The organism is Flavobacterium piscis, assembly GCF_001686925.1.
GTDB classification, from domain to species: Bacteria; Bacteroidota; Bacteroidia; order Flavobacteriales; family Flavobacteriaceae; genus Flavobacterium; species Flavobacterium piscis.
Map to the genome: position 1 here is coordinate 321379 of NZ_LVEN01000027.1, position 18466 is coordinate 339844.

The following is an 18466-nucleotide window of genomic DNA, read 5'->3' on the forward strand; positions in this document are numbered from 1 at the left end:
TTTTTGCCCACGGATGAAACGGGTTAAACGGGTTTTTGCTGGTTTTTTTTATTGCTAAACTTTAAAAATGCGTGCGCTATTTAGCCCACAGATGTTACGGATTTATACAGATTAACACGGATTTTTATTATTATTTTAAATAAAAAAAAACGTGTTAATCCGCTTAACCCATGTTATCTGTGGGCTATCTATAATGCATTTTCATTAAAAATTTAAAATGAAAATCCGTTTAACCCGTTTCATCCGTGGGCCAAAAAAATGTCCAGTTTATCCTTTATGAATTAATGGAATTACTTTTGAGCCAATAAGTTCTATAGCGCTCATTAATTGCGTGTGTGTAAGTCCAGCATTATCCATTTGAAATGTAAATCTTGAGATTCCGCCAAGAGATTCGCTGTGGCGTAAGATTTTCTCGGCAATGCGTTCAGGATCGCCAACAACGAGAACACCAAGATCGTCAATAAGTCCATCAAATTTGTCTTTGGTTACGGGCGGCCAACCGCGTTCTCTTCCTAATTTTGTCCAAAGTTCGGCGTAACCCGGGTAATATTCTTCGATGGCTTTTGCAGTTGTGCTTCCCACAAAACCTGGTGAATGTAAACCTACTTTTAGTTCTTCGGGTTTATAACCTGCTGCTTTTCCGGCTTCACGATACAAATCGACCAAAGGTTTAAATCGGTGTGTTTGCCCGCCAATTACAGCAACCATCAACGGCAAGCCCAAAGATCCTGCGCGTACAAAAGATTCGGGAGTTCCGCCAACACCTAACCAAATAGGCAATTTTTCCTGTAAAGCTCTGGGATATACGGGCAGATTATTCAAAGCCGGACGAAATTTTCCGGACCAGGTAATAAATTCATTATCTCTAATTTGTAACAGAAGGTCTAATTTCTCACTAAAAAGTGCGTCGTAATCATTTAAACTATAACCAAAAAGGGGATAGGCTTCAATAGCAGATCCTCGGCCTACAACAATTTCAGCTCTTCCTTTTGAAATTAAATCTAAAGTTGCAAAATTTTGATAAAGCCGAACCGGATCAGCAGCACTTAAAACCGAAACAGCACTTGCCAGCCTAATGCGTTTTGTTCGCCCGGCAGCAGCGCCCAATATTACGGCTGTAGCCGAATCTAAAAACTCCTTTTTATGATGCTCTCCAATTCCAAAAACATCAAGTCCGGCCTGATCAGCGAGCTCGATTCTTTGTAATAATTGTTCCATCGCATCGACACTACTCAAAGTGTTGTTGTCTCCGTACATCGCCGAAGCAAAACTGTCTATACCAATTTCTATCATCTAGTAAAGATATTAAAATTTATTTTTTCTGTTATCAAAAAACTGTTTTAAGGATATTATTTGAACGCAAATAGTATTCATCAATTTTGAACACGAATTGCACGAATTTGCACAAATTAGTTGGTGCAATTAATTTCACAAGCTAAGCTAATCAATTATAATTTGTGCAAATTCGTGCAATTCGTGTTAGAATTTTGACCTGACAATTATTTTGTCATCTGTACCCTTAAATTAAATGATTTTTGTATCTGTGTCTGATCTTTTTTACCTCCTAATTTTGTTCAATAATTAAACAACTACAGCGATGGATACAACTAAAACAGCCAACATTCAATTTGATTCAATTACCATATCGTCTTTAAAATCTGTTGTCAATATTTACCAGGGTAAGGTTGCCGATAGCCACAACAAACTGGTAAAATCTCCGGATCATTTTGGTCTTCCGTTAAGTATTGCCTCTTTTGATAATCGCGTAATTGGTTATGCTTTTGTTTTAATTAATAACCAGGGAAAACCCGAAATTAACTCCTATTGGGAGCAGGAATTTTATAGTATTGAGGTAGAGCAGGATTTAAAATTTCATGCTCAGAATACTTTTTTTAATGCATTTAAAGATCCTGAAACGCGCACGAATAAAATTCAAACTGCTGCAGAAAAACTATTCAGCTGGCTAAATGTTTGCAATTAATATTATAAAGGATACAGATTGAATTTTAGTAAATTTACAGGATACAGATAACGATCAAAAAAATGGCAAGAGAGGTTTTATATCAAAAAATTGCAAATACAATTCAGGAACAAATATTCTCCGAAACTTTAAAAATTGGAGATAAACTTCCATCTATTCGTGCTTTCCAGAAATTGCATAATGTAAGTATGAATACCATAAAACAGGCATTTTTAGAATTAGAAAGCAAATCGTTGATAGAATCCCGTCCAAAATCAGGTTTTTATGTTAGTAAAACCTCGAATAGAAAATTGCTGATCCCTTCTATGAATAAACTGAAGTTATCAGAGCAAAAAACAACTTCGGAGGATTTGATAACCAAGGTTTTTGATAGTCTGAGCGATAAAGGCATCACCCGATTTTCGATTGGAGTTCCGGATCCCGGTTTGTTGCCCATTGCAAAGCTTAATAAGGGTCTTGCAAAAGTGGTGCGCAATCTGGCAGAAAGCGGTACAAGTTACGAACCCGTTCAGGGAAGTGCCAATTTGAGACGAAATTTGGCAAAATGGGCCATTGTATTAGAAGGAAAATTGACAGAAGATGATTTCGTGACTACTTCGGGAGCTATGAATGCTATTTTTAATTGTTTAATGGCCGTTACCAAACGCGGAGATACTATTGCGATTGAAAGTCCGGTTTATTTTGGCATTATCCAGATTGCCCAAAATATGGGACTAAATATTATTGAATTGCCTACGCATCCTACAACAGGCGTTGATTTAGAGGCATTAAAAAAGGTGATTCATAAAGTAGATGTTTGCTGTTTTATGAGCAATTTCAGTAATCCTTTAGGAAGTTTAATGCCCGATGAAAACAAACAAGAGTTGGTAAAGATGCTCACGCACCATAACATTCCTTTAATTGAAGATGATTTGTATGGTAATCTGTTTTTTGGAACCGTTAGGCCAAAACCTTGCAAGTATTATGACGAAGCAGGAATAGTAATGTGGATAGGATCAGTTTCTAAAACTTTGGCACCGGGATATCGGGTAGGCTGGGTGGCTCCTGGGAAATTCAAGGATAAAATCATCAGGCAAAAAATGGCGCAGACGGTTTGTATGCCTTCGTTGTATCAGGAAGTAATCGCCGATTTCCTGGAGCACGGAAGATACGATCATCATTTAAGGAATTTAAGAAGTACATTATATACCAATTCACTGCATTTTCAGCGCACAATTGAAGATCATTTTCCGGAAAACACTAAAATTTCACAACCGCAGGGAGGTTCTTTTCTTTGGCTTGAGCTGGATAAAAGTATCGACACCGCTGTTTTGTATGACACCGCGATTCAGCAAAAAATAGGTTTTGCTCCCGGCAGGATTTTCACGCAGCACGATCAATACCATAATTGTATGCGGCTGAATTTTGGTTTGGAATGGAAGGAAAAAGTAGAATTCGATCTAAAACGATTAGGGCAATTAGTAAAAAATAGTCTTTAATGAACTGCAATTCTTTTTAAACACATAAAAACATAGCTTTTGTAAACTTATAAAACTTATAAAAAGGCGTTTCACTTATTTTAAATTCACATAGCTAGCCAGACAGCTATGTGAAAGAAATGGGTTTCTTTTTTGCATTCTTTAATTTACACATAAAATCTATGTTTCTATGTGTTTAATAAAAAAAGCGAGTGTTATCTAATGAGAAAATCCAAAAGAAACACTGATCAGAATGATTACAATAACGATTAATGTAATTACGACATAGAGATAATCTTTTTCTAAGAGAAAAGAAAACAGCGACAGTAAAACACGTAATACAGGCGTTAGAAAAAGGAAGATGATCCCAACGAATATTAGCGATTCTCCTTTTCCCTGAATGGCGCCATTATAGATTGCTGCAATTACTTCGAATATATTACGGTCATTTTCTTTAAAAACAGAATAGTTTTCGATATCGTTACTGTGTCCCATCAAATAAACAATTCCGCCAATAAAAGCGACAGATAATGAGATCCAGACACCGTAGCGCAATAAGTTTCCAATAATGGTTTGAAAATCTTTTTCTCCAAATTTTTCGTGTTGCATTGTCTTAGATTTTTCCATTAAGTCCGTTGTATATCATGTTTACTGCAAGCACAAAAATCAGGCACGCAAAAAAGATTCTTAGTTTTTTAGGATTGGTTTTTACCAGTACTTTTGCTCCGGCCATAGCGCCAAACAAAACACCAATAACAACCGGCATACAAATTCCAGGTTCGATATACCCTTTCTGAATATAAATTACAGAACTCGCCATTGCGGTAACACCCATCATAAAATTACTGGTTGTGGTAGAAACCTTAAACGGGATTCTCATGATATTATCCATAGCAATCACTTTAAAAGCACCGGAACCAATACCTAATAAACCTGACATCATACCGGCGATGCCCATCATTCCAAAACCACCCACTACGTTTTTGGTTCCGTAATGTACCACTTGCCCGTCATGAGTTGGATAAGTGCCTTCCAATCGTAGTTTTTTAGCCAAAGGGCTTGATTGTAAAACAATATGTTCTTCTTTTTTTCGAAGTGAATTTATAGCCGAGAAAATCAAAGTAAGTCCGAATAATACGGCTATGAATGAAGTAGGAGCGATGGTCGAAAGTAAAGCTCCGCAAACAGCTCCGATTGTTGTGGCAATTTCGAGAAAAATTCCCAGTCGCATATTCGTGATTCCTTCCCTGACATACGCCGCGGCTGAACCTGAGGAAGTTGCAATTACAGAAACCAAAGCCGCACCAATTGCATAATGAATGTCAACGCCAAGAATGACTGTTAAAAGTGGAATAATGATGATTCCGCCCCCCAAGCCTGATAATGAACCAATAAAACCTGCTAAAAAAGCACCAAGAATCATAATCAGGGTAAATGTAAGTACTGTCATTCGGATAAATTTTGTTGGTGCTAATTTACGAATTGATATTTGTTCGGGAGGGATTTAGGAGCTTAAATATACCTTAAAAATGAGGAGTCTTTAATTTATATTAGTGTAAAATTTTGTTAGTCAGTGAGATATTGTGTTTTGTTTCGTCTTTAAATTTCTAAGAGTTTCTCCAACTATGCACAATTTTGTCATTTCGATTTCTATGATAAAAACAAATTTTTTTTTGAGGAGCTGATCCCGCTATACGTTCCAATCTTTTTATTTTTTAAAGAAAAAAATAAAAAGGATTTCCACTTCTATCGGGGCTAGGGCACTCGTTTTCATAATAATATTTTCGTGTAGTTTGTCATCTTGAGGAACGAAAGATCGCACGAGAAATGCCGCAAACTAAATCGCCAATCTTTGTAGAGTTCCTTGTGTGATCCTTCGTTCAGGATGACAAGATTGCGGGTAGCATCATGAGTAAAATAAAAAATCCGCATAAATCTGCGTTTTCGCGATAGTGAATCTGTATTATCCGTGTGCCATTAAAAGCAAAGTACCCAGAATCTAAAAACCAAAAAAAACTCCACTATACAATGGAGTTTTATAAAAATAATAGTTTAAATCCTTTAATCAACAGGATCATGATCTATTTTTTTGCTTTAGCAATAGAATCTCTTTTTATAGCAGTTGTATCTGTAATTACAGTTGCTGTGTCTAATGTAGCATCTACACTATCAATTGTTGTTTCGGTAGAGTCAACATAGGTATTATCTGCCGGGATGGTATCGTTTTTCTTGCAGGAAAACGAAAGTCCGATTAAAATAAAAAGAAATGCGATTTTTGATTTGATTAGCGTTTTCATAATTTCATCTATTTCGTTAATAATTAATTATTTCAAAATTAGAGGTTTACGTTTTTAATCCTTTACATGATTCTTAATTTTGTTTTATAAAATACTCATTATTAGTGAATTAATTTTTTTACTTGAAAACCGGATATATTTTACGTCAACATAATAAGATGCGAGGTTAATTGATAATCTGGTTTTTATAAATACTACAGCCCATATTTATTTTTTAAATCCGTCTTCTTTATCTTTAAAAGCCCATGTTGCCATGGCCTCAATTACAGGCATTAAACCCTTTCCTGCGTTGCTGAGTTTGTAGGTTACAAATGGCGGAACAACCGGTTTGGCTTCACGAATAACAAGATTATCTGCTTCGAGTTGCTTGAGATGCTGAATGAGCATTTTCTCGGTAACTGCCGGAATCGCTCTTTTAAGTTCGCTATAGCGTTTGCTTCCGCCCGAAAGATGGTAGATGATAATGGGCTTCCAATATCCGCCAATTTTTTCCATAACATAAGTCACAGGACATTGCTCTAAGGCATATTGCTTATTTTCCTGAATAGTCGATGATTCTTTGATTGCTGTCATTTGTGCATACTTTAGGGTAAGTACTTGTATAAAAGTAAGTACAAATATACCTTTGTTACAGATAATAAAAAAATAATTTAGCTATGAAAATCACGATCTCAGGTTCTTTAGGAAATATAGGAAAACCTCTAACCACAAAACTAATTGCTTCGGGACACGAAGTAACCGTAATTACAAGTAATAATGACAGAATTGAAGCTATCGAAGCTTTAGGCGCAAAAGCTGCGGTAGGTTCAGTAAGCGATGCTGCCTTTTTGAAAAATGCTTTTACAAATGCTGATGCTGTTTTTGCGATGACGCCGCCAAATTTAGGTGGATCTGATATTATTGCAAATACCACAGCTGCCGGTAAAGCTTTGGCAGCGGCGATAAGCGAAGCAGGAGTAAAGCGCGTTGTCATGTTAAGCAGCATTGGTGCCGATTTGCCAGAAGGTACCGGACCAATTGCGGGACTTTATAATATCGAAAAAATATACGAAGGTTTAGAAAATGTATCGCTGACTTTTCTTCGTGCAGGATTTTTCTATACGAATTTGTATAATGATGTTCCCATGATAAAAGGAGCGGGGATTATAGGTTCTAATTATCCATCAACTGCTAAAATTCCTTTTGTACATCCTGAAGATATTGCAACTGCAGTCGCTGAAGAATTGCAAAAAACTGCATCAGGAAAAAACATTCGTTATATTGTAAGTGATGTGCGAACTCCAATTGATGTGGCAAAAGTTTTAGGAATTGCCATTGCTCAACCGGAATTACCGTGGATTGAGTTTACAGATGAACAAGCGATTGGCGGAATGACACAAGCAGGATTACCAGCGGAAATGGCTGGATTGTACACCGAAATGGGTTCAGGTTTAAGAAGCGGTAAAATTCAGCATGATTTTTTGAGTAATACAATTGCTGTTGAAGGAAAAATTAAGTTGGAAGATTTTGCAAAAGAATTTGCTGCAAGATTTTAAGTAAATCATTGTTATAGAAGAAAGCCGATTGTAAAATCGGCTTTTTTTGTTTAGGTCTTTTACAGTAACAAAAATAGATTTGGTAAATTTATACAGATATACAATCAATTTATACCATTTGTAAAATTTGGTCAGCGATTATATTTGTTATCAGAAATTCAACTTAAAAATTAAAATATGAAAGCTATAGGATTTAAAACATCATTGCCCATTGCTGATAAAGAAAGCTTTATAGCGTTTGAAACGCCAAAACCAATTCCGGGTAAACGTGATTTGTTAGTAAAAATAAGTGCCGTATCTGTTAATCCGGTTGATTTTAAAATTCGTCAGAATAGTGCGAAAGATACTGTTCTGGAAACGCCAAAAATTATTGGCTGGGATGCCGTAGGAATTGTTGAAGCCGTAGGAGAAAATGTGCGCCTGTTCGAAGTAGGCGATCCCGTATTTTACGCCGGGGATATTACGAAACAAGGGAGCAACGCCGAATATCAGGTTATAGATGAACGAATTGTGGGTAAAAAACCAACATCATTAAGCATTGAAGAAGCTGCTGTTATACCCTTAACAGGTTTAACAGCCTGGGAAATATTATTTGACCGCATTAGAATTAATCCTGAAAAAGACAAGGGAAAATCGATCCTGATTATTGGCGGCGCAGGCGGAGTAGGTTCGATTGCGATTCAGTTGGCTAAGAAAATTGCGGGTCTAACGGTGATTGCCACAGCATCCCGTCCGGAAACGATCGATTGGTGCAAACAGCAAGGTGCTGATTTTGTAGTAGATCATAAAGATTTGGTGGCTTCGGTTCGCGTAGCGGGATTTGAATATGTAGATTTTATTGTAGATTTTGTTGATACTAATGCCTATTGGGATACTATGGTCGAATTGATCAAACCTCAAGGTCATATCGCATCAATTACCGGAAGCAGTGATCCAGTTGCCTTAAATAAACTTAAAAACAAAAGCGCCTCATTTTCCTGGGAACTAATGTACACACGTTCTATGTTTGAAACCGATGATATGCAGGAACAACATAACATCCTGAATAAAATTGCCGATCTTTTGGATGAAGGGATATTAAAAACAACCCTTAACGAAACTCTTTTGGGATTAACTCCTGAAAATTTTAAAAAGGCGCATGAGTTGCTGGAATCTGGAAGGACTATTGGGAAAATTGCTATTAAGTTTTAGCTCGAATATTAAACTCAAAAAGAGTATAGATTAGTTTCTATACCCTTTTTTTGAGTTTTTTTTAGAATGTAAAAAGTTACCTTGCTGTTAAATTTAAAGAAATCGTGGACATATTTCCACTTCCGTCATAACGTTCTGCCCAAATTTCAATATAATCTCCTGTTTTCATTTGGACAGTACCTACAATTGGCAGGGCTGTAATACCGGAAGTAACTAAAATACCTCCACTAGGTCTGCCATATACTTTTGTTTCAGGAAGTACAAGGTTATTCTTTGCTATGTACAAAATAAAGGTTGCATCAGCTGTATTTTGGTATGAAATTGAACCCACAATTTGGAAATATCGCGGTTTGTTTCCTCTATATGTGATTTTATTATCACCATCTTTTGTAAAGCGGAACAAACTGTTAGAAAGGGTTGCCCCAAGAACTTTTTTTCTACTTGTAGTTCCTGTACCTGAGAATCCTGTGGGCGCACCACTGCCAACTGTAACATCAAAATTAATATCTCCGGTAGCCTCACTGTCCGCTTCTCTTGGGATCCCGGGTGCATCTACTGTCCAGGCATTACTAAAATTATATCCTGTATAGGTTGATGCCGCAGGATAACCTCTAACGTAACCTGCAGTATTTGTTGTGGTACCCGAAAAAACGGTACCTAATAAAATCCCGGTTCCTAATGTTGTAATACCGTTAACATCTAATGCTAAATCAGCTCCGTCAACTGTACTAAAACCACTATTTTTTTGTATTAGACCAAAAGTTCCGGTTAACGTCTCAAAAGTTCCATTATTAGTATTTAACCAAGCCTGATTGCTTAACAATAAGCTACTAATACCAGAATACGTAATTCCGTTGGTATTGTTAATAAATTGAACTATGTTGCCAAAATATAAACCGACACCTGAAATAGTTCCAACATTTGTAGTCATCCCGTCTATAATGATGTTTTGAATAAAAAGAGAAGTTCCACCGGTAATATTAAAAGCTCTTGCTGCCGCTTTTAATGTAACATTTCTGATGCTTCCACCTGTGTTTCCTGAAAAAATAATTCCACCTGGAAATGTTAAAATATCTTCATTAGTATCAATTCCGGTTACATAGGCGTCATTTAAATTGATAGGAGCTGCTAGCGTTATTGATCCATTTATTTCATATAATGTATTTGAACTTAACTGATAAACAGATCCTCCAAGAGCAAGTTCCGGTGCAAGATCTGCTGCAGATTTTACCCGTTTAAAATTGGTTCTTCCCACAGAGCTGTTTAAAAGTGGTAACCAACCACTTGGGCTAGAGAAATAATAAAATAATTTTAAATCGGTATCATAAACCAATAGTCCCTGCGCAGGGGTTGTTATGGCAGTTCTTTGTGCAGTGGTCATTCTGGGAGCTAATATTCCCTTTTCTGTTGAATTGATATCCAAAATCGATGTAGCATCCGGCGTTGTTGTTCCAATCCCAATTTGTGCATTTCCTATAAGAGTAATAAGAAAGAAAAACAATAGTAAGAATGTTTTAAGACTTTGTAGAGTAGATTTAGTGCTCATAATTTCTAAATATTAGTGTGTGGTGTATATTTTTATAGCTATAATTTTATTTTCCTGAATTTGAAATGATAATTTTTTCGGTGAATCTTTCATTATCAATAGTTAAAAACTCTGTAATGTAAACGCCGCTGCTTAGTCCGCTGGTAGAGAAAATATAATTTTCATCTGTTCCAAGGTCTTTTTTAGACAATACTGTTTTGCCTAAAACATCGTATAATTTAAATGACTTTAATGCGAGATTATTTGGGTTAGAAGCCTTTAGGTTTTTATTGACATTATCCTGACTGACGAAAAAAAGTTTGGCAGTTTTGTCAGCAATACCAAGTGTTGTTGCGTCTCTAAAGGCAATTTTAAATCGGTCATTGTATATACCAGGTGTGAGAGCCACTTCGTAAGTTCCGTTTTTAATGTCATGATAAGAGTCATCCAGCGCATCATAAATGTAGATTTTCTGAGTTGGGTCAAAGTTGATCACTTCCGGAATAAAAAACTTGAAAGTAGTATTGGTAGCTGCTTTTGCCGTAAGTGCTATTTTTTTATTTTCATCAAAATTGACTCCCTGAATGACGTAGCTTCCATTTTCTAACCAAAAAGTAATATCGTTTGGTAAATCATCATCCATGTTTAGTGCATCCATACCATAATCGATTCCATCAGTCGCTTCTGGTACAAAAGCCAATGCTAATTGTCTGGTAAATTGATTGTTGATGATGGTGTTTAGTTTAAAATGTGAAACTTCTTCAGGAGTATCTTCGGCGCTTTCTTCTTTTTTATTGTCCTTATCTTTCGAAGCTGGTCTTTCAAATTGAGATGAACCGGGAGCTTCTTTCATAAAAATTCTATGAATATTTTTGAATGTTGCAGTTCCTGTTGCATTAGCATTAATAACAAATCCTTGCCCAATAGGTAAATACCTGCGATTAATTGAAAGCGAAGATGTCGAACCACCAGGATTTATTGATCCATCGCCATTATAAGAGCTAAAAGTTGCGGCAGTGTAAACACCCTGACTCGTTCTCGTCATTGGAGCGTAAGAATCATAACCACCTCTATAATTGATGAGGGTATGAGAGTTTACTGTTTTATCCTGCACCCAAAAATAAGCGGCACCACCAGTTGCCGTATTTTCGCTATCAAAAAGAAACTCATTTAAATGTAAAGCTGAGGGATACGGATTTCCTGTTAAAGTACTGCTATTGGCAGCTAGTGCAATGGTGATGTTACCGTCATTTGGTCGTCCTCTAAAATCATATCGTTGGGCACTTCCGGGGTTATTTGTAACTCCTGTTCCTTCCGGATCTGCTGTGTCAGTTCCGCTGGTTCCTTTCATAGAAAAACCTTCTCCGGGAGCGAGTGTTGTAGTATTGCCAACGAAAACCCATTGCGAATAAGTAGTAGCAGTACTTAACTTGTAAATCCATTTTGAGGCTATTGCAAGCGGGGATGCTGTTCCGTCAGAATTGGTTATCGGTAAAATAGTGGCCTGAGTAAATGCAGTAGCGCTTGTAGGCCTGCCTAACATGGTGATTCCAAATTTCCCATTATCTGCAGGAACAGTACTTCCAACAGGTGCGCACCAGTAATTATAACTATAGTTGTTTGTGGTACCTTCCTGGTAAACAGATAGAGTGCCAGTTCCCGTATTGGCTGAAGTTCCGGTTGTACCCTGAACTAATTGTGCATTATTCCTCAAATACAAATTTGAGGCTGCGTCTAAATTGATATCCTTTTCAACATATAATACTTCGCTTTTTACATACATATAGGCACTGGGAGCAAAATAAATTTGCGAAAAGCATTTTGTAGTGGCTATCATTAAAATGAGTAGTATCTTTTTCTTCATAACTTTCACTTTTAGAGTAGAGTAATAGGTTTTGATTTTCTATGATCCTGAAGCTGTAGATTTTGGTTTCTTTACGAGATAAAATACACCAAGCAAAATTCCGCCAGCAAAAAGTAATGCTATTTCGCTGTTTATTGGTACGGGATCACCCACCGGAGGAATCCCTCTGGGCTGAGGTTCGGGAGGGGGCGGAAAGGCATAACTATTAAAAGTGATGCAAAAAAATAAGGCTAATAGTAATTGTAACTTTCTAATTTTCATATAGTAATTTTAGATCTGGGTAAATAAAATTCATGAAATAAATTATTCTTAATTTATGAGTAAGAATAATTTTATAAAAAATAAAGCTGGCCTGTAATAATCTGAAAATGCGTGTAAAAATGTAATTCTTTGGCTACGAAAATAAAATTTAATAATTTGTTAAAACATCAAACAAAATGATAAAAAACAACCTACTAATCCTACACAAATTATATTTTTCCTATTTTTTTAAGAATTGTTCTCTGTAGTATAAGTAAGATATTTACTCTAATATATTGATTATAAACGTATATTTTTACTGTTTGTCGATATTTTTTTAAGGAAAATCTTATTTAGTGGCTTTATTTAAGAAATTAAAGCGTTGTTTAAAAATGAAGTAAAAGTGTTGTTTTGTTGAAGAAAATTAAAAAGGATAAGTACAAAAAAAAGAGCTGATCACATGATCAGCTCTTTTTTTATAAATATCAAATTTTTATTATTTCAGGGTAGTTTGAAAATCTTATTATTGTTCGATAATAGAAAGAATGCTTTTAGGTATTTCGTCAAAAGCTTCAATAGAATAAGGTTTTATGAGGTACGCTTTTACGCCCATCAAATCACATTTTTCTTTATAAACAGGATTTATACTTGTGGAGTAAACAAAGCAGGGAATCGTTTTTAAATTGTTGTTATTCAAAATTTGCTTTAGAGCTTCAATACCGTCAAGAATAGGCATGTTGATATCGGTAAGAATAATATCCGGTGTTTCATTTGAAGTGTCTTCTAAATAATTTATAAGTTCTTCACCATTCGCTACCAGGCTTACTTTTGCGAAGTCGGGATTTTTATTAAACGTATGGCGGATGATATCTGCATCATCGATATCATCTTCGGCAATAATAATATGTAAGTTATTTAATTGTGGCATTTTATAAGATTGGGAAATAAAGATTAAATGTGGTACCCTCATTCAGTTTACTTTCTACAGTAATGTTTCCTGAGTGGTTTTCCATGATTTTTTTGCAAATGGCAAGACCAATCCCGTTTCCGGAATATTCATTTTTGGCATGCAGGCGCTGAAAGATAGTGAAAATTTTAAGTAAATGATTTTGTTCCATTCCGATTCCGTTGTCCTTGATTTGAATTTTCAAATATTGTTCGGTCTGATTGGGCACTTCAGATTCAAAATTTTCGATTTGAAAAATTTGAATAATAGGAGCACCTTCTTTTTTTCCATATTTAATGGCGTTCGAAATCAGATTAGAAAAAAGCTGACGCATTTGCACTCTTGAAGCTTTTAAAGTAGGCAGTTTTCCGATCTCAATAATTGCTTTTTTATCAGATATTATAATTTCGAGATCATCGCATACTTCCCTGATTATATCTGCGAGGTTAACGTTTGTGCGTTCTTCCTGCGCAGTATGAGAAGAATAGCTGACCAAATCATCTATAAGCGAATTTAATCTTAAAGCTGCTGATTTCATGACATTCATAGATTTGGCATCAGCTTCAGAAAGGTAGCTGGCATCTATTCTGCCATTATACATTACAATTTTTCGAAGCGGTTCTTTAAGATCATGTGATATTACATGAATAAATTCCTCCAGATTTGCGTTTATTCTGTTTAATTCATGAATTTTTTCTTCGAGATCTTTTTGATGCTTTATTAATGCATCTTCGTGCTTTTTCTTCTCCGTTAGGTCTGTAATCACAATTCCAATTCCCTGAACAGCGGGTTCAAGATCGGTTACGGCTATATAGGCAGGAAAAGTATTTCTGTAGGTTTCTGTTTTAAATACAATTTCATGTGTTGTGATACCATATTTTAAAGCTTCGAGAATAGGTACAAAATTGTCCTTACTATTGAAGTATTCATAAATATAAGTTCCAATTATTTTTTCGGCAGGAATACCTATAAGTTTGGAGAAATAGTCGTTACAATATAATACGAGTCCATTTCTTGAAATACTTAGGGCGCCTTGTCCAAATTTTTCAATTAAGAGCCTAAAAGTATAATCAGCAGTTTCTAACGAATAAAGTTGCGGAGTTCCATTTGTATTCACTACCAAGGCATCAACATCTCCCTGTTTTATAGCATCAACAATACTATTAGATTCGTAAAGTTGTTCTTTCAGGGCAGCTATTTCAGCTTGTAGGGATTCTATATTTGTATTATTGTCCTTCAAATTATTCGCGTATGTTTAGTATTTTTAATACCTTTTCTTTGTCTGATAGATCTCCAAGAATTATTCGTCTTGGAGCAGGATTTATTTTTATCAGAGTAGGTATCGCCACTATTTGATGTATTGCTGCCTGCTCTGTATCGCGACTAATATCTATAATTTCTAACTCGTAATCATCTTTGAGATATTGGTCGCAGATTTTACGCAGGTTTTCGATAGCATGACCTGACTTAACAGACATACCCGAAACAAAAAGCATAAATTGATGTTTGGTTGTACTTGAGCCATCAGATGAATCATCCATTATTCTAAGAGTTTAAGGGTTTTATATTAAGCCCAACAAGTACTCGTTCCTCATTCGAAAGATCGCCAATGATCTTGCGAATGGGTTCTGGAAATTTTCTCACTAAAGTAGGTACAGCAAAAATCTGATCGCCTTCTGCCAATTGCGGATTTTTAAGCAAATCTACAATTTCGATGCTGTAAATTCCTTTTAGATGCTCTTCGGCATATTTTTTTATATTTTCCAGTGCCGTTATTGATTTTGGCGTTTGACCCGCAATATATAATCGTAATTGCCATTCGGCTACAGCTTCTTTTTTCATTTTAGTCTATTTTTTTTTAGAAGACAGTTTTTCCTGTAATTCCTCTGTAGCTTTCAGAATACTTAATTCTTCTTCTGCAGATTCAAATTCATTTTTGAGCGCTTCAATATTGGCTTCAAGAACCCTGCGTTTGCGCTCGATTTCCCTGTCTTTTCTACTAATTTCGTTCTGAAGTTTAATATCAGAAATTGTTTTCTTGAACTGATGTGTTTTTCTTGCAGCACCTGTCAGGATACCCTGAGGACCTAATTCGACATCCAGTAATTCTATACCATTATTGGTAATCACAAATTCCCTTACCTGATTAGAATGGCCCATTCCTCTGGCTTTTACAATAAATATTCCGCGGTTTCTTTCTCCAATTCCTTCCATATCACGTACAGTAATCCAGGTATCAACCAACGATGATACTGATTCTTCTGCAAGGTCAGGTCTAAAATTATCCGTTTGTTTGTTTAATGACGTAAAAAGAGCCGTAATATTGTTTGCCTTCAGCATATCAATCAGCCTCACCAGCATCGAACGTACTTCATGTTCACTTCCCACGGTAATTAGATTACTAATAGGATCGATAATAATAGTAGTAGGTTTAAACTCCCTGATTAATTTTCGAAGTGTAAGCAAATGCAGCTCAAGACCGTTTAATGACGGACGTGAAGAATGTATTTGCAAAGTACCGTTGTCAATATGCTTTTGAAGATTAACATTGATTGATTTCATGTTACGAACCAATTGCTGAGGTGATTCTTCAAACGCAAAATAAATTGTTTTTTCTTTTTTCTCGCATTGTTCATTCGCAAAGTAACATGCAATGGTAGTTTTAGCCGTTCCTGCTGTTCCGGATACTAATATATTACTTCCGCGATAAAACCCGCCGCCCTCAAACATTTCGTTTAATCCCGGAACTCCGGTCGAAATAACATCCGAAGAGACTTCGTTATCCAGTTTTAATGATGTAATAGGCAATACCGAAATTCCGTCTTCGTCAATAAGAAAAGGATATTCGTTTGTACCATGTGTAGACCCTCTGTATTTTACAATACGAAGTCTTCTGGTCGAAACCTGTTCAATAACACGATGATCCAGAACGATAACACAATCTGAAACGTATTCTTCCAGTCCCTGACGCGTTAAAGTTGCTTCACCACGTTCTCCTGTAATAATTGCTGTTACGCCTTTGGTTTTCAGCCAATGAAATAATCTTCGCAACTCTGCTCTAAGAATCGCCTGATTGTCAAGACCTGCAAAAAGAGATTCTATAGTATCAAGTACAACGCGTTTTGCTTTTATAGAATCAATGGCATGTCCTAACCTGATGAATAAACCATCAAGATCGTATTCGCCGGCTTCTTCAATTTCAGATCTTTCAACTCTTACATGATCTACAACGAGTTTTTTATCTTTTTTCAGCTTTTCCAGATCAAAGCCAAGTGATTTTACGTTTAAAGTAAGGTCATCCGAAGGTTCTTCAAAAGACATGAAAACTCCGGGTTCGTTATATTCTGTAATACCTTTAATAAGGAATTGCATTGATAACAATGTCTTTCCGCAGCCGGCACCACCGCAGATTAAAGTTGGCCGTCCTTTCGGAAATCCGCCATCAGTAATCTCATCAAGGCCGTCTACTCCAGTAGGAGTTTTGGGAAATAAAAAACTATGTGATTTTGATTTTTCTTGCACGCTATTTAATATTCTAGTTACTCAAATATACGTTTTCCTAGAATATTAACAATCAATATTTATTAAAGATTTAACAGCTGTTTATTGTGAAAAAAAATATTTAAATAACACATTGTATATAAGCGTGAGGATGTTATGAAAAATTATTAATAGTGTAAATCATTTATTTCTGTTTTAATTTTTATAACGGAGTTGCTCAATATTTTTAGTAAAAATTTTTTTATCAGAACTGGTTGTGGCCAATTCAAGGGCCTTTTGAAAATGTTGCAAAGCCTTCTTATTATCATAACCCGGATATAAATTTCTGAGTAAAGGATATTTCAAATGCATTAAACAAAAGGGAATAGATTTAAATGCTATTCCCTTTTGATACAAATTGAATTTTCATTATTAAATTTAAATTACTTAATAATGATTGTCATATTTGGAGTAATAATACCAGTTGTGGTACCAGAATTACGTTGAGCATACACTTCGATATAATCATTATTTGATAATTCAACAGAGGCACTTAGCGGAAGCACAACAATATCGAGCGCCTGTAAACCCTTTCCGTAAATTTTATACTGTGTTATGGGAGTTCCATTTTTGGCAATATAAATGATGTAGGTTCCTGCATTTGTTACCTGAAAAGAGATTGAACCTGCTATTTGAAAAATCCTTTTCTTTTTGCCCAAATATCTTAATCGATTATAATTGTTTGGAGTTAAATCATTTGCGAATCTAAATAAGTTATAAGATGTAGATATACCATTTACTTTTATAATATTACTGGGAGTATTACTGTCAAAATTAGTTGCGGCACCACTATTAACGGGATAATCCATTGAAAAATCTCCAACTGCATTTGCATCTGCTTCAGTAGGTATTCCGGCAGATCTTACGCTCCAACTGTTGTTAAAATTATATCCGGTATATGCACCTGCAGTATAAGGTTTTACATAACCAGTAGTATTAGCACCTGTAAAAACAACTGATTCTAATACAGCATCGCCACTTATAACAGGGTTTGCAGATACGTCAAAACCTACTGCACTACCCTCAATCTGACTAAAACCGCCTTGCTTTTCTACAAGGGTAAAAGTTCCTGTAAGTTTTTCATAAGTTCCAGTATTATTAGCAAACCATCCCTGGTTACTAAGTAATAGTTGGTTAATGTTATTGTAAACGATTCCGTTTGCATTTGCAGAAAACTGAATGATACTTAAAAATACTAATCCGAAACCTGAAATTGTACCCACTGCATTAGAATTTGCCACAACACAATCCCTAAATATTAAATTTTGGCTTGCTGCCCCACTAAGATTAAAGACATTTCCAGCTGTAGCTATAATGGTGATACCTTTGATGCTTCCTCCATTTGCTCCTTCAAAAAGATTTCCTGTTGATTTAATGATAATATCGTTATTGGTATCTAATCCCTGAACATAGGCATTGTTTAAATCAATAGGAAAATTAAATGGTACCGTACCATTAATTTCATACAGGGTATTAGCATTTAAAACATATTTTGATCCTCCTCCGGCAGCAAGTTCAGCAGCTAAAACCGTTGCCAAAACATCTGTAGATTTTATACGTTTAAAATTGATTCGACCTGGTACACCGCTAACAATTGGTACCCAGGCACCTGTTGAATAATAATAAAATGCTTTCAAATCAGTATCATAAACAATTAATCCCTCTGCAGGAGTTGCAATAGCATTTTTTTGTGTCGTTCCCATTCTGGGCGTCAACATTCCTTTTGTGCCGGACGTAACATCCAAAACAGAACTTATATTGGGTGTTATCGTTCCAATCCCGATCTGAGCATTTCCTGTTAAATTAAAAAGAAGAAAAAATAACAGTACTATTTTATTATTTCGAAGAGAAGATGTAGTGATCATAATTTTTAATTTTAGTTAGTTGGGG

The 18466-nt window shown here is 35.6% G+C and carries 18 protein-coding genes; 4 read left to right on the forward strand and 14 right to left on the reverse strand.

Annotated elements, in window-relative coordinates:
• Positions 1-267 precede the first annotated feature (267 nt).
• On the reverse strand, positions 268-1290 hold the full coding sequence (locus FLP_RS11925; protein WP_065450264.1) for an LLM class flavin-dependent oxidoreductase: 1023 nt from the start codon (positions 1288-1290) through the stop codon (positions 268-270).
• A 307-nt stretch (positions 1291-1597) separates the two neighbouring features.
• Here FLP_RS11925 and FLP_RS11930 point away from each other — a divergent pair, with 307 nt between their 5' ends.
• On the forward strand, positions 1598-1981 hold the full coding sequence (locus tag FLP_RS11930) for a hypothetical protein (protein ID WP_065449730.1): 384 nt from the start codon (positions 1598-1600) through the stop codon (positions 1979-1981).
• 62 nt (positions 1982-2043) lie between these two features.
• Positions 2044-3459 carry an aminotransferase-like domain-containing protein gene (locus FLP_RS11935; RefSeq protein ID WP_065449731.1) on the forward strand — a complete coding sequence of 472 codons (1416 nt, stop codon included), beginning with the start codon at positions 2044-2046 and terminating at the stop codon, positions 3457-3459.
• 198 nt (positions 3460-3657) lie between these two features.
• Here FLP_RS11935 and FLP_RS11940 read toward each other — a convergent pair whose 3' ends face one another.
• From FLP_RS11940 to FLP_RS11955, 4 genes are all read right to left on the reverse strand, one after another.
• Positions 3658-4047: a DUF1634 domain-containing protein gene (locus FLP_RS11940; RefSeq protein WP_065450265.1), complete on the reverse strand. Its 390-nt coding sequence runs from the start codon at positions 4045-4047 to the stop codon at positions 3658-3660.
• Positions 4048-4051: 4 nt separating this feature from the next.
• Positions 4052-4888 carry a sulfite exporter TauE/SafE family protein gene (locus tag FLP_RS11945; protein ID WP_065449732.1) on the reverse strand — a complete coding sequence of 279 codons (837 nt, stop codon included), beginning with the start codon at positions 4886-4888 and terminating at the stop codon, positions 4052-4054.
• Between the two features lie 631 nt (positions 4889-5519).
• Positions 5520-5735 (reverse strand): hypothetical protein, encoded by a 216-nt coding sequence (locus tag FLP_RS11950; RefSeq protein WP_065449733.1) that lies wholly within the window; start codon positions 5733-5735, stop codon positions 5520-5522.
• Between the two features lie 207 nt (positions 5736-5942).
• Positions 5943-6308, reverse strand: a complete 366-nt coding sequence (locus tag FLP_RS11955) for a winged helix-turn-helix transcriptional regulator (RefSeq protein WP_065449734.1) — start codon at positions 6306-6308, stop codon at positions 5943-5945.
• 83 nt (positions 6309-6391) lie between these two features.
• On the opposite strand from FLP_RS11955, the gene FLP_RS11960 reads away from it, so the two are divergent.
• On the forward strand, positions 6392-7270 hold the full coding sequence (locus FLP_RS11960; RefSeq protein ID WP_065449735.1) for an NmrA family NAD(P)-binding protein: 879 nt from the start codon (positions 6392-6394) through the stop codon (positions 7268-7270).
• A 177-nt stretch (positions 7271-7447) separates the two neighbouring features.
• Positions 7448-8461: a zinc-binding alcohol dehydrogenase family protein gene (locus FLP_RS11965; protein ID WP_065449736.1), complete on the forward strand. Its 1014-nt coding sequence runs from the start codon at positions 7448-7450 to the stop codon at positions 8459-8461.
• Positions 8462-8537: 76 nt separating this feature from the next.
• On the opposite strand, the gene FLP_RS11970 is transcribed toward FLP_RS11965, so the two are convergent.
• The 9 genes from FLP_RS11970 to FLP_RS12010 all read right to left on the reverse strand — a co-directional run bounded on the left by FLP_RS11970 (position 8538) and on the right by FLP_RS12010 (position 18441).
• Complete coding sequence (locus FLP_RS11970) at positions 8538-10007, reverse strand: hypothetical protein (RefSeq protein WP_065449737.1); 1470 nt, start codon at positions 10005-10007, stop codon at positions 8538-8540.
• 46 nt (positions 10008-10053) lie between these two features.
• Positions 10054-11850 (reverse strand): T9SS type A sorting domain-containing protein, encoded by a 1797-nt coding sequence (locus tag FLP_RS11975; RefSeq protein ID WP_243397594.1) that lies wholly within the window; start codon positions 11848-11850, stop codon positions 10054-10056.
• A gap of 39 nt (positions 11851-11889) precedes the next feature.
• Complete coding sequence (locus FLP_RS11980; RefSeq protein ID WP_065449739.1) at positions 11890-12111, reverse strand: hypothetical protein; 222 nt, start codon at positions 12109-12111, stop codon at positions 11890-11892.
• Between the two features lie 502 nt (positions 12112-12613).
• Positions 12614-13018 carry a response regulator gene (locus FLP_RS11985; RefSeq protein WP_065449740.1) on the reverse strand — a complete coding sequence of 135 codons (405 nt, stop codon included), beginning with the start codon at positions 13016-13018 and terminating at the stop codon, positions 12614-12616.
• 1 nt (position 13019) lies between these two features.
• Positions 13020-14276, reverse strand: coding sequence for a PAS domain-containing sensor histidine kinase (locus FLP_RS11990; RefSeq protein WP_065449741.1), 1257 nt, complete (start codon positions 14274-14276; stop codon positions 13020-13022).
• A gap of 1 nt (position 14277) precedes the next feature.
• A complete protein-coding gene (locus FLP_RS11995; protein ID WP_065449742.1) occupies positions 14278-14577 on the reverse strand; it encodes a circadian clock KaiB family protein in 300 nt (99 codons plus the stop codon).
• A 4-nt stretch (positions 14578-14581) separates the two neighbouring features.
• The gene (locus tag FLP_RS12000) at positions 14582-14878 is read right to left on the reverse strand and encodes a circadian clock KaiB family protein (RefSeq protein WP_055092894.1); all 297 of its coding nucleotides are present in this window, start codon (positions 14876-14878) and stop codon (positions 14582-14584) included.
• Between the two features lie 6 nt (positions 14879-14884).
• Positions 14885-16558, reverse strand: a complete 1674-nt coding sequence (gene kaiC / locus FLP_RS12005) for a circadian clock protein KaiC (RefSeq protein ID WP_065449743.1) — start codon at positions 16556-16558, stop codon at positions 14885-14887.
• Between the two features lie 401 nt (positions 16559-16959).
• Positions 16960-18441, reverse strand: coding sequence for a hypothetical protein (locus tag FLP_RS12010; RefSeq protein ID WP_065449744.1), 1482 nt, complete (start codon positions 18439-18441; stop codon positions 16960-16962).
• Positions 18442-18466: the final 25 nt, after the last annotated feature.

Excerpts from the sequence above, each read along its gene's own strand:
- FLP_RS11995 (WP_065449742.1), bottom strand. The coding sequence starts at position 14,577 with ATGGATGATTCATCTGATGGCTCAAGTACAACCAAACATCAATTTATG.
- FLP_RS11950 (WP_065449733.1), bottom strand. The coding sequence starts at position 5,735 with ATGAAAACGCTAATCAAATCAAAAATCGCATTTCTTTTTATTTTAATC.
- FLP_RS11975 (WP_243397594.1), bottom strand. The coding sequence starts at position 11,850 with ATGAAGAAAAAGATACTACTCATTTTAATGATAGCCACTACAAAATGC.
- FLP_RS11960 (WP_065449735.1), top strand. The coding sequence starts at position 6,392 with ATGAAAATCACGATCTCAGGTTCTTTAGGAAATATAGGAAAACCTCTA.
- FLP_RS11930 (WP_065449730.1), top strand. The coding sequence starts at position 1,598 with ATGGATACAACTAAAACAGCCAACATTCAATTTGATTCAATTACCATA.
- FLP_RS12000 (WP_055092894.1), bottom strand. The coding sequence starts at position 14,878 with ATGAAAAAAGAAGCTGTAGCCGAATGGCAATTACGATTATATATTGCG.
- FLP_RS11945 (WP_065449732.1), bottom strand. The coding sequence starts at position 4,888 with ATGACAGTACTTACATTTACCCTGATTATGATTCTTGGTGCTTTTTTA.
- FLP_RS11935 (WP_065449731.1), top strand. The coding sequence starts at position 2,044 with ATGGCAAGAGAGGTTTTATATCAAAAAATTGCAAATACAATTCAGGAA.
- FLP_RS11965 (WP_065449736.1), top strand. The coding sequence starts at position 7,448 with ATGAAAGCTATAGGATTTAAAACATCATTGCCCATTGCTGATAAAGAA.
- FLP_RS11940 (WP_065450265.1), bottom strand. The coding sequence starts at position 4,047 with ATGCAACACGAAAAATTTGGAGAAAAAGATTTTCAAACCATTATTGGA.
- FLP_RS11985 (WP_065449740.1), bottom strand. The coding sequence starts at position 13,018 with ATGCCACAATTAAATAACTTACATATTATTATTGCCGAAGATGATATC.
- FLP_RS11955 (WP_065449734.1), bottom strand. The coding sequence starts at position 6,308 with ATGACAGCAATCAAAGAATCATCGACTATTCAGGAAAATAAGCAATAT.
- FLP_RS12010 (WP_065449744.1), bottom strand. The coding sequence starts at position 18,441 with ATGATCACTACATCTTCTCTTCGAAATAATAAAATAGTACTGTTATTT.
- FLP_RS11980 (WP_065449739.1), bottom strand. The coding sequence starts at position 12,111 with ATGAAAATTAGAAAGTTACAATTACTATTAGCCTTATTTTTTTGCATC.
- FLP_RS11970 (WP_065449737.1), bottom strand. The coding sequence starts at position 10,007 with ATGAGCACTAAATCTACTCTACAAAGTCTTAAAACATTCTTACTATTG.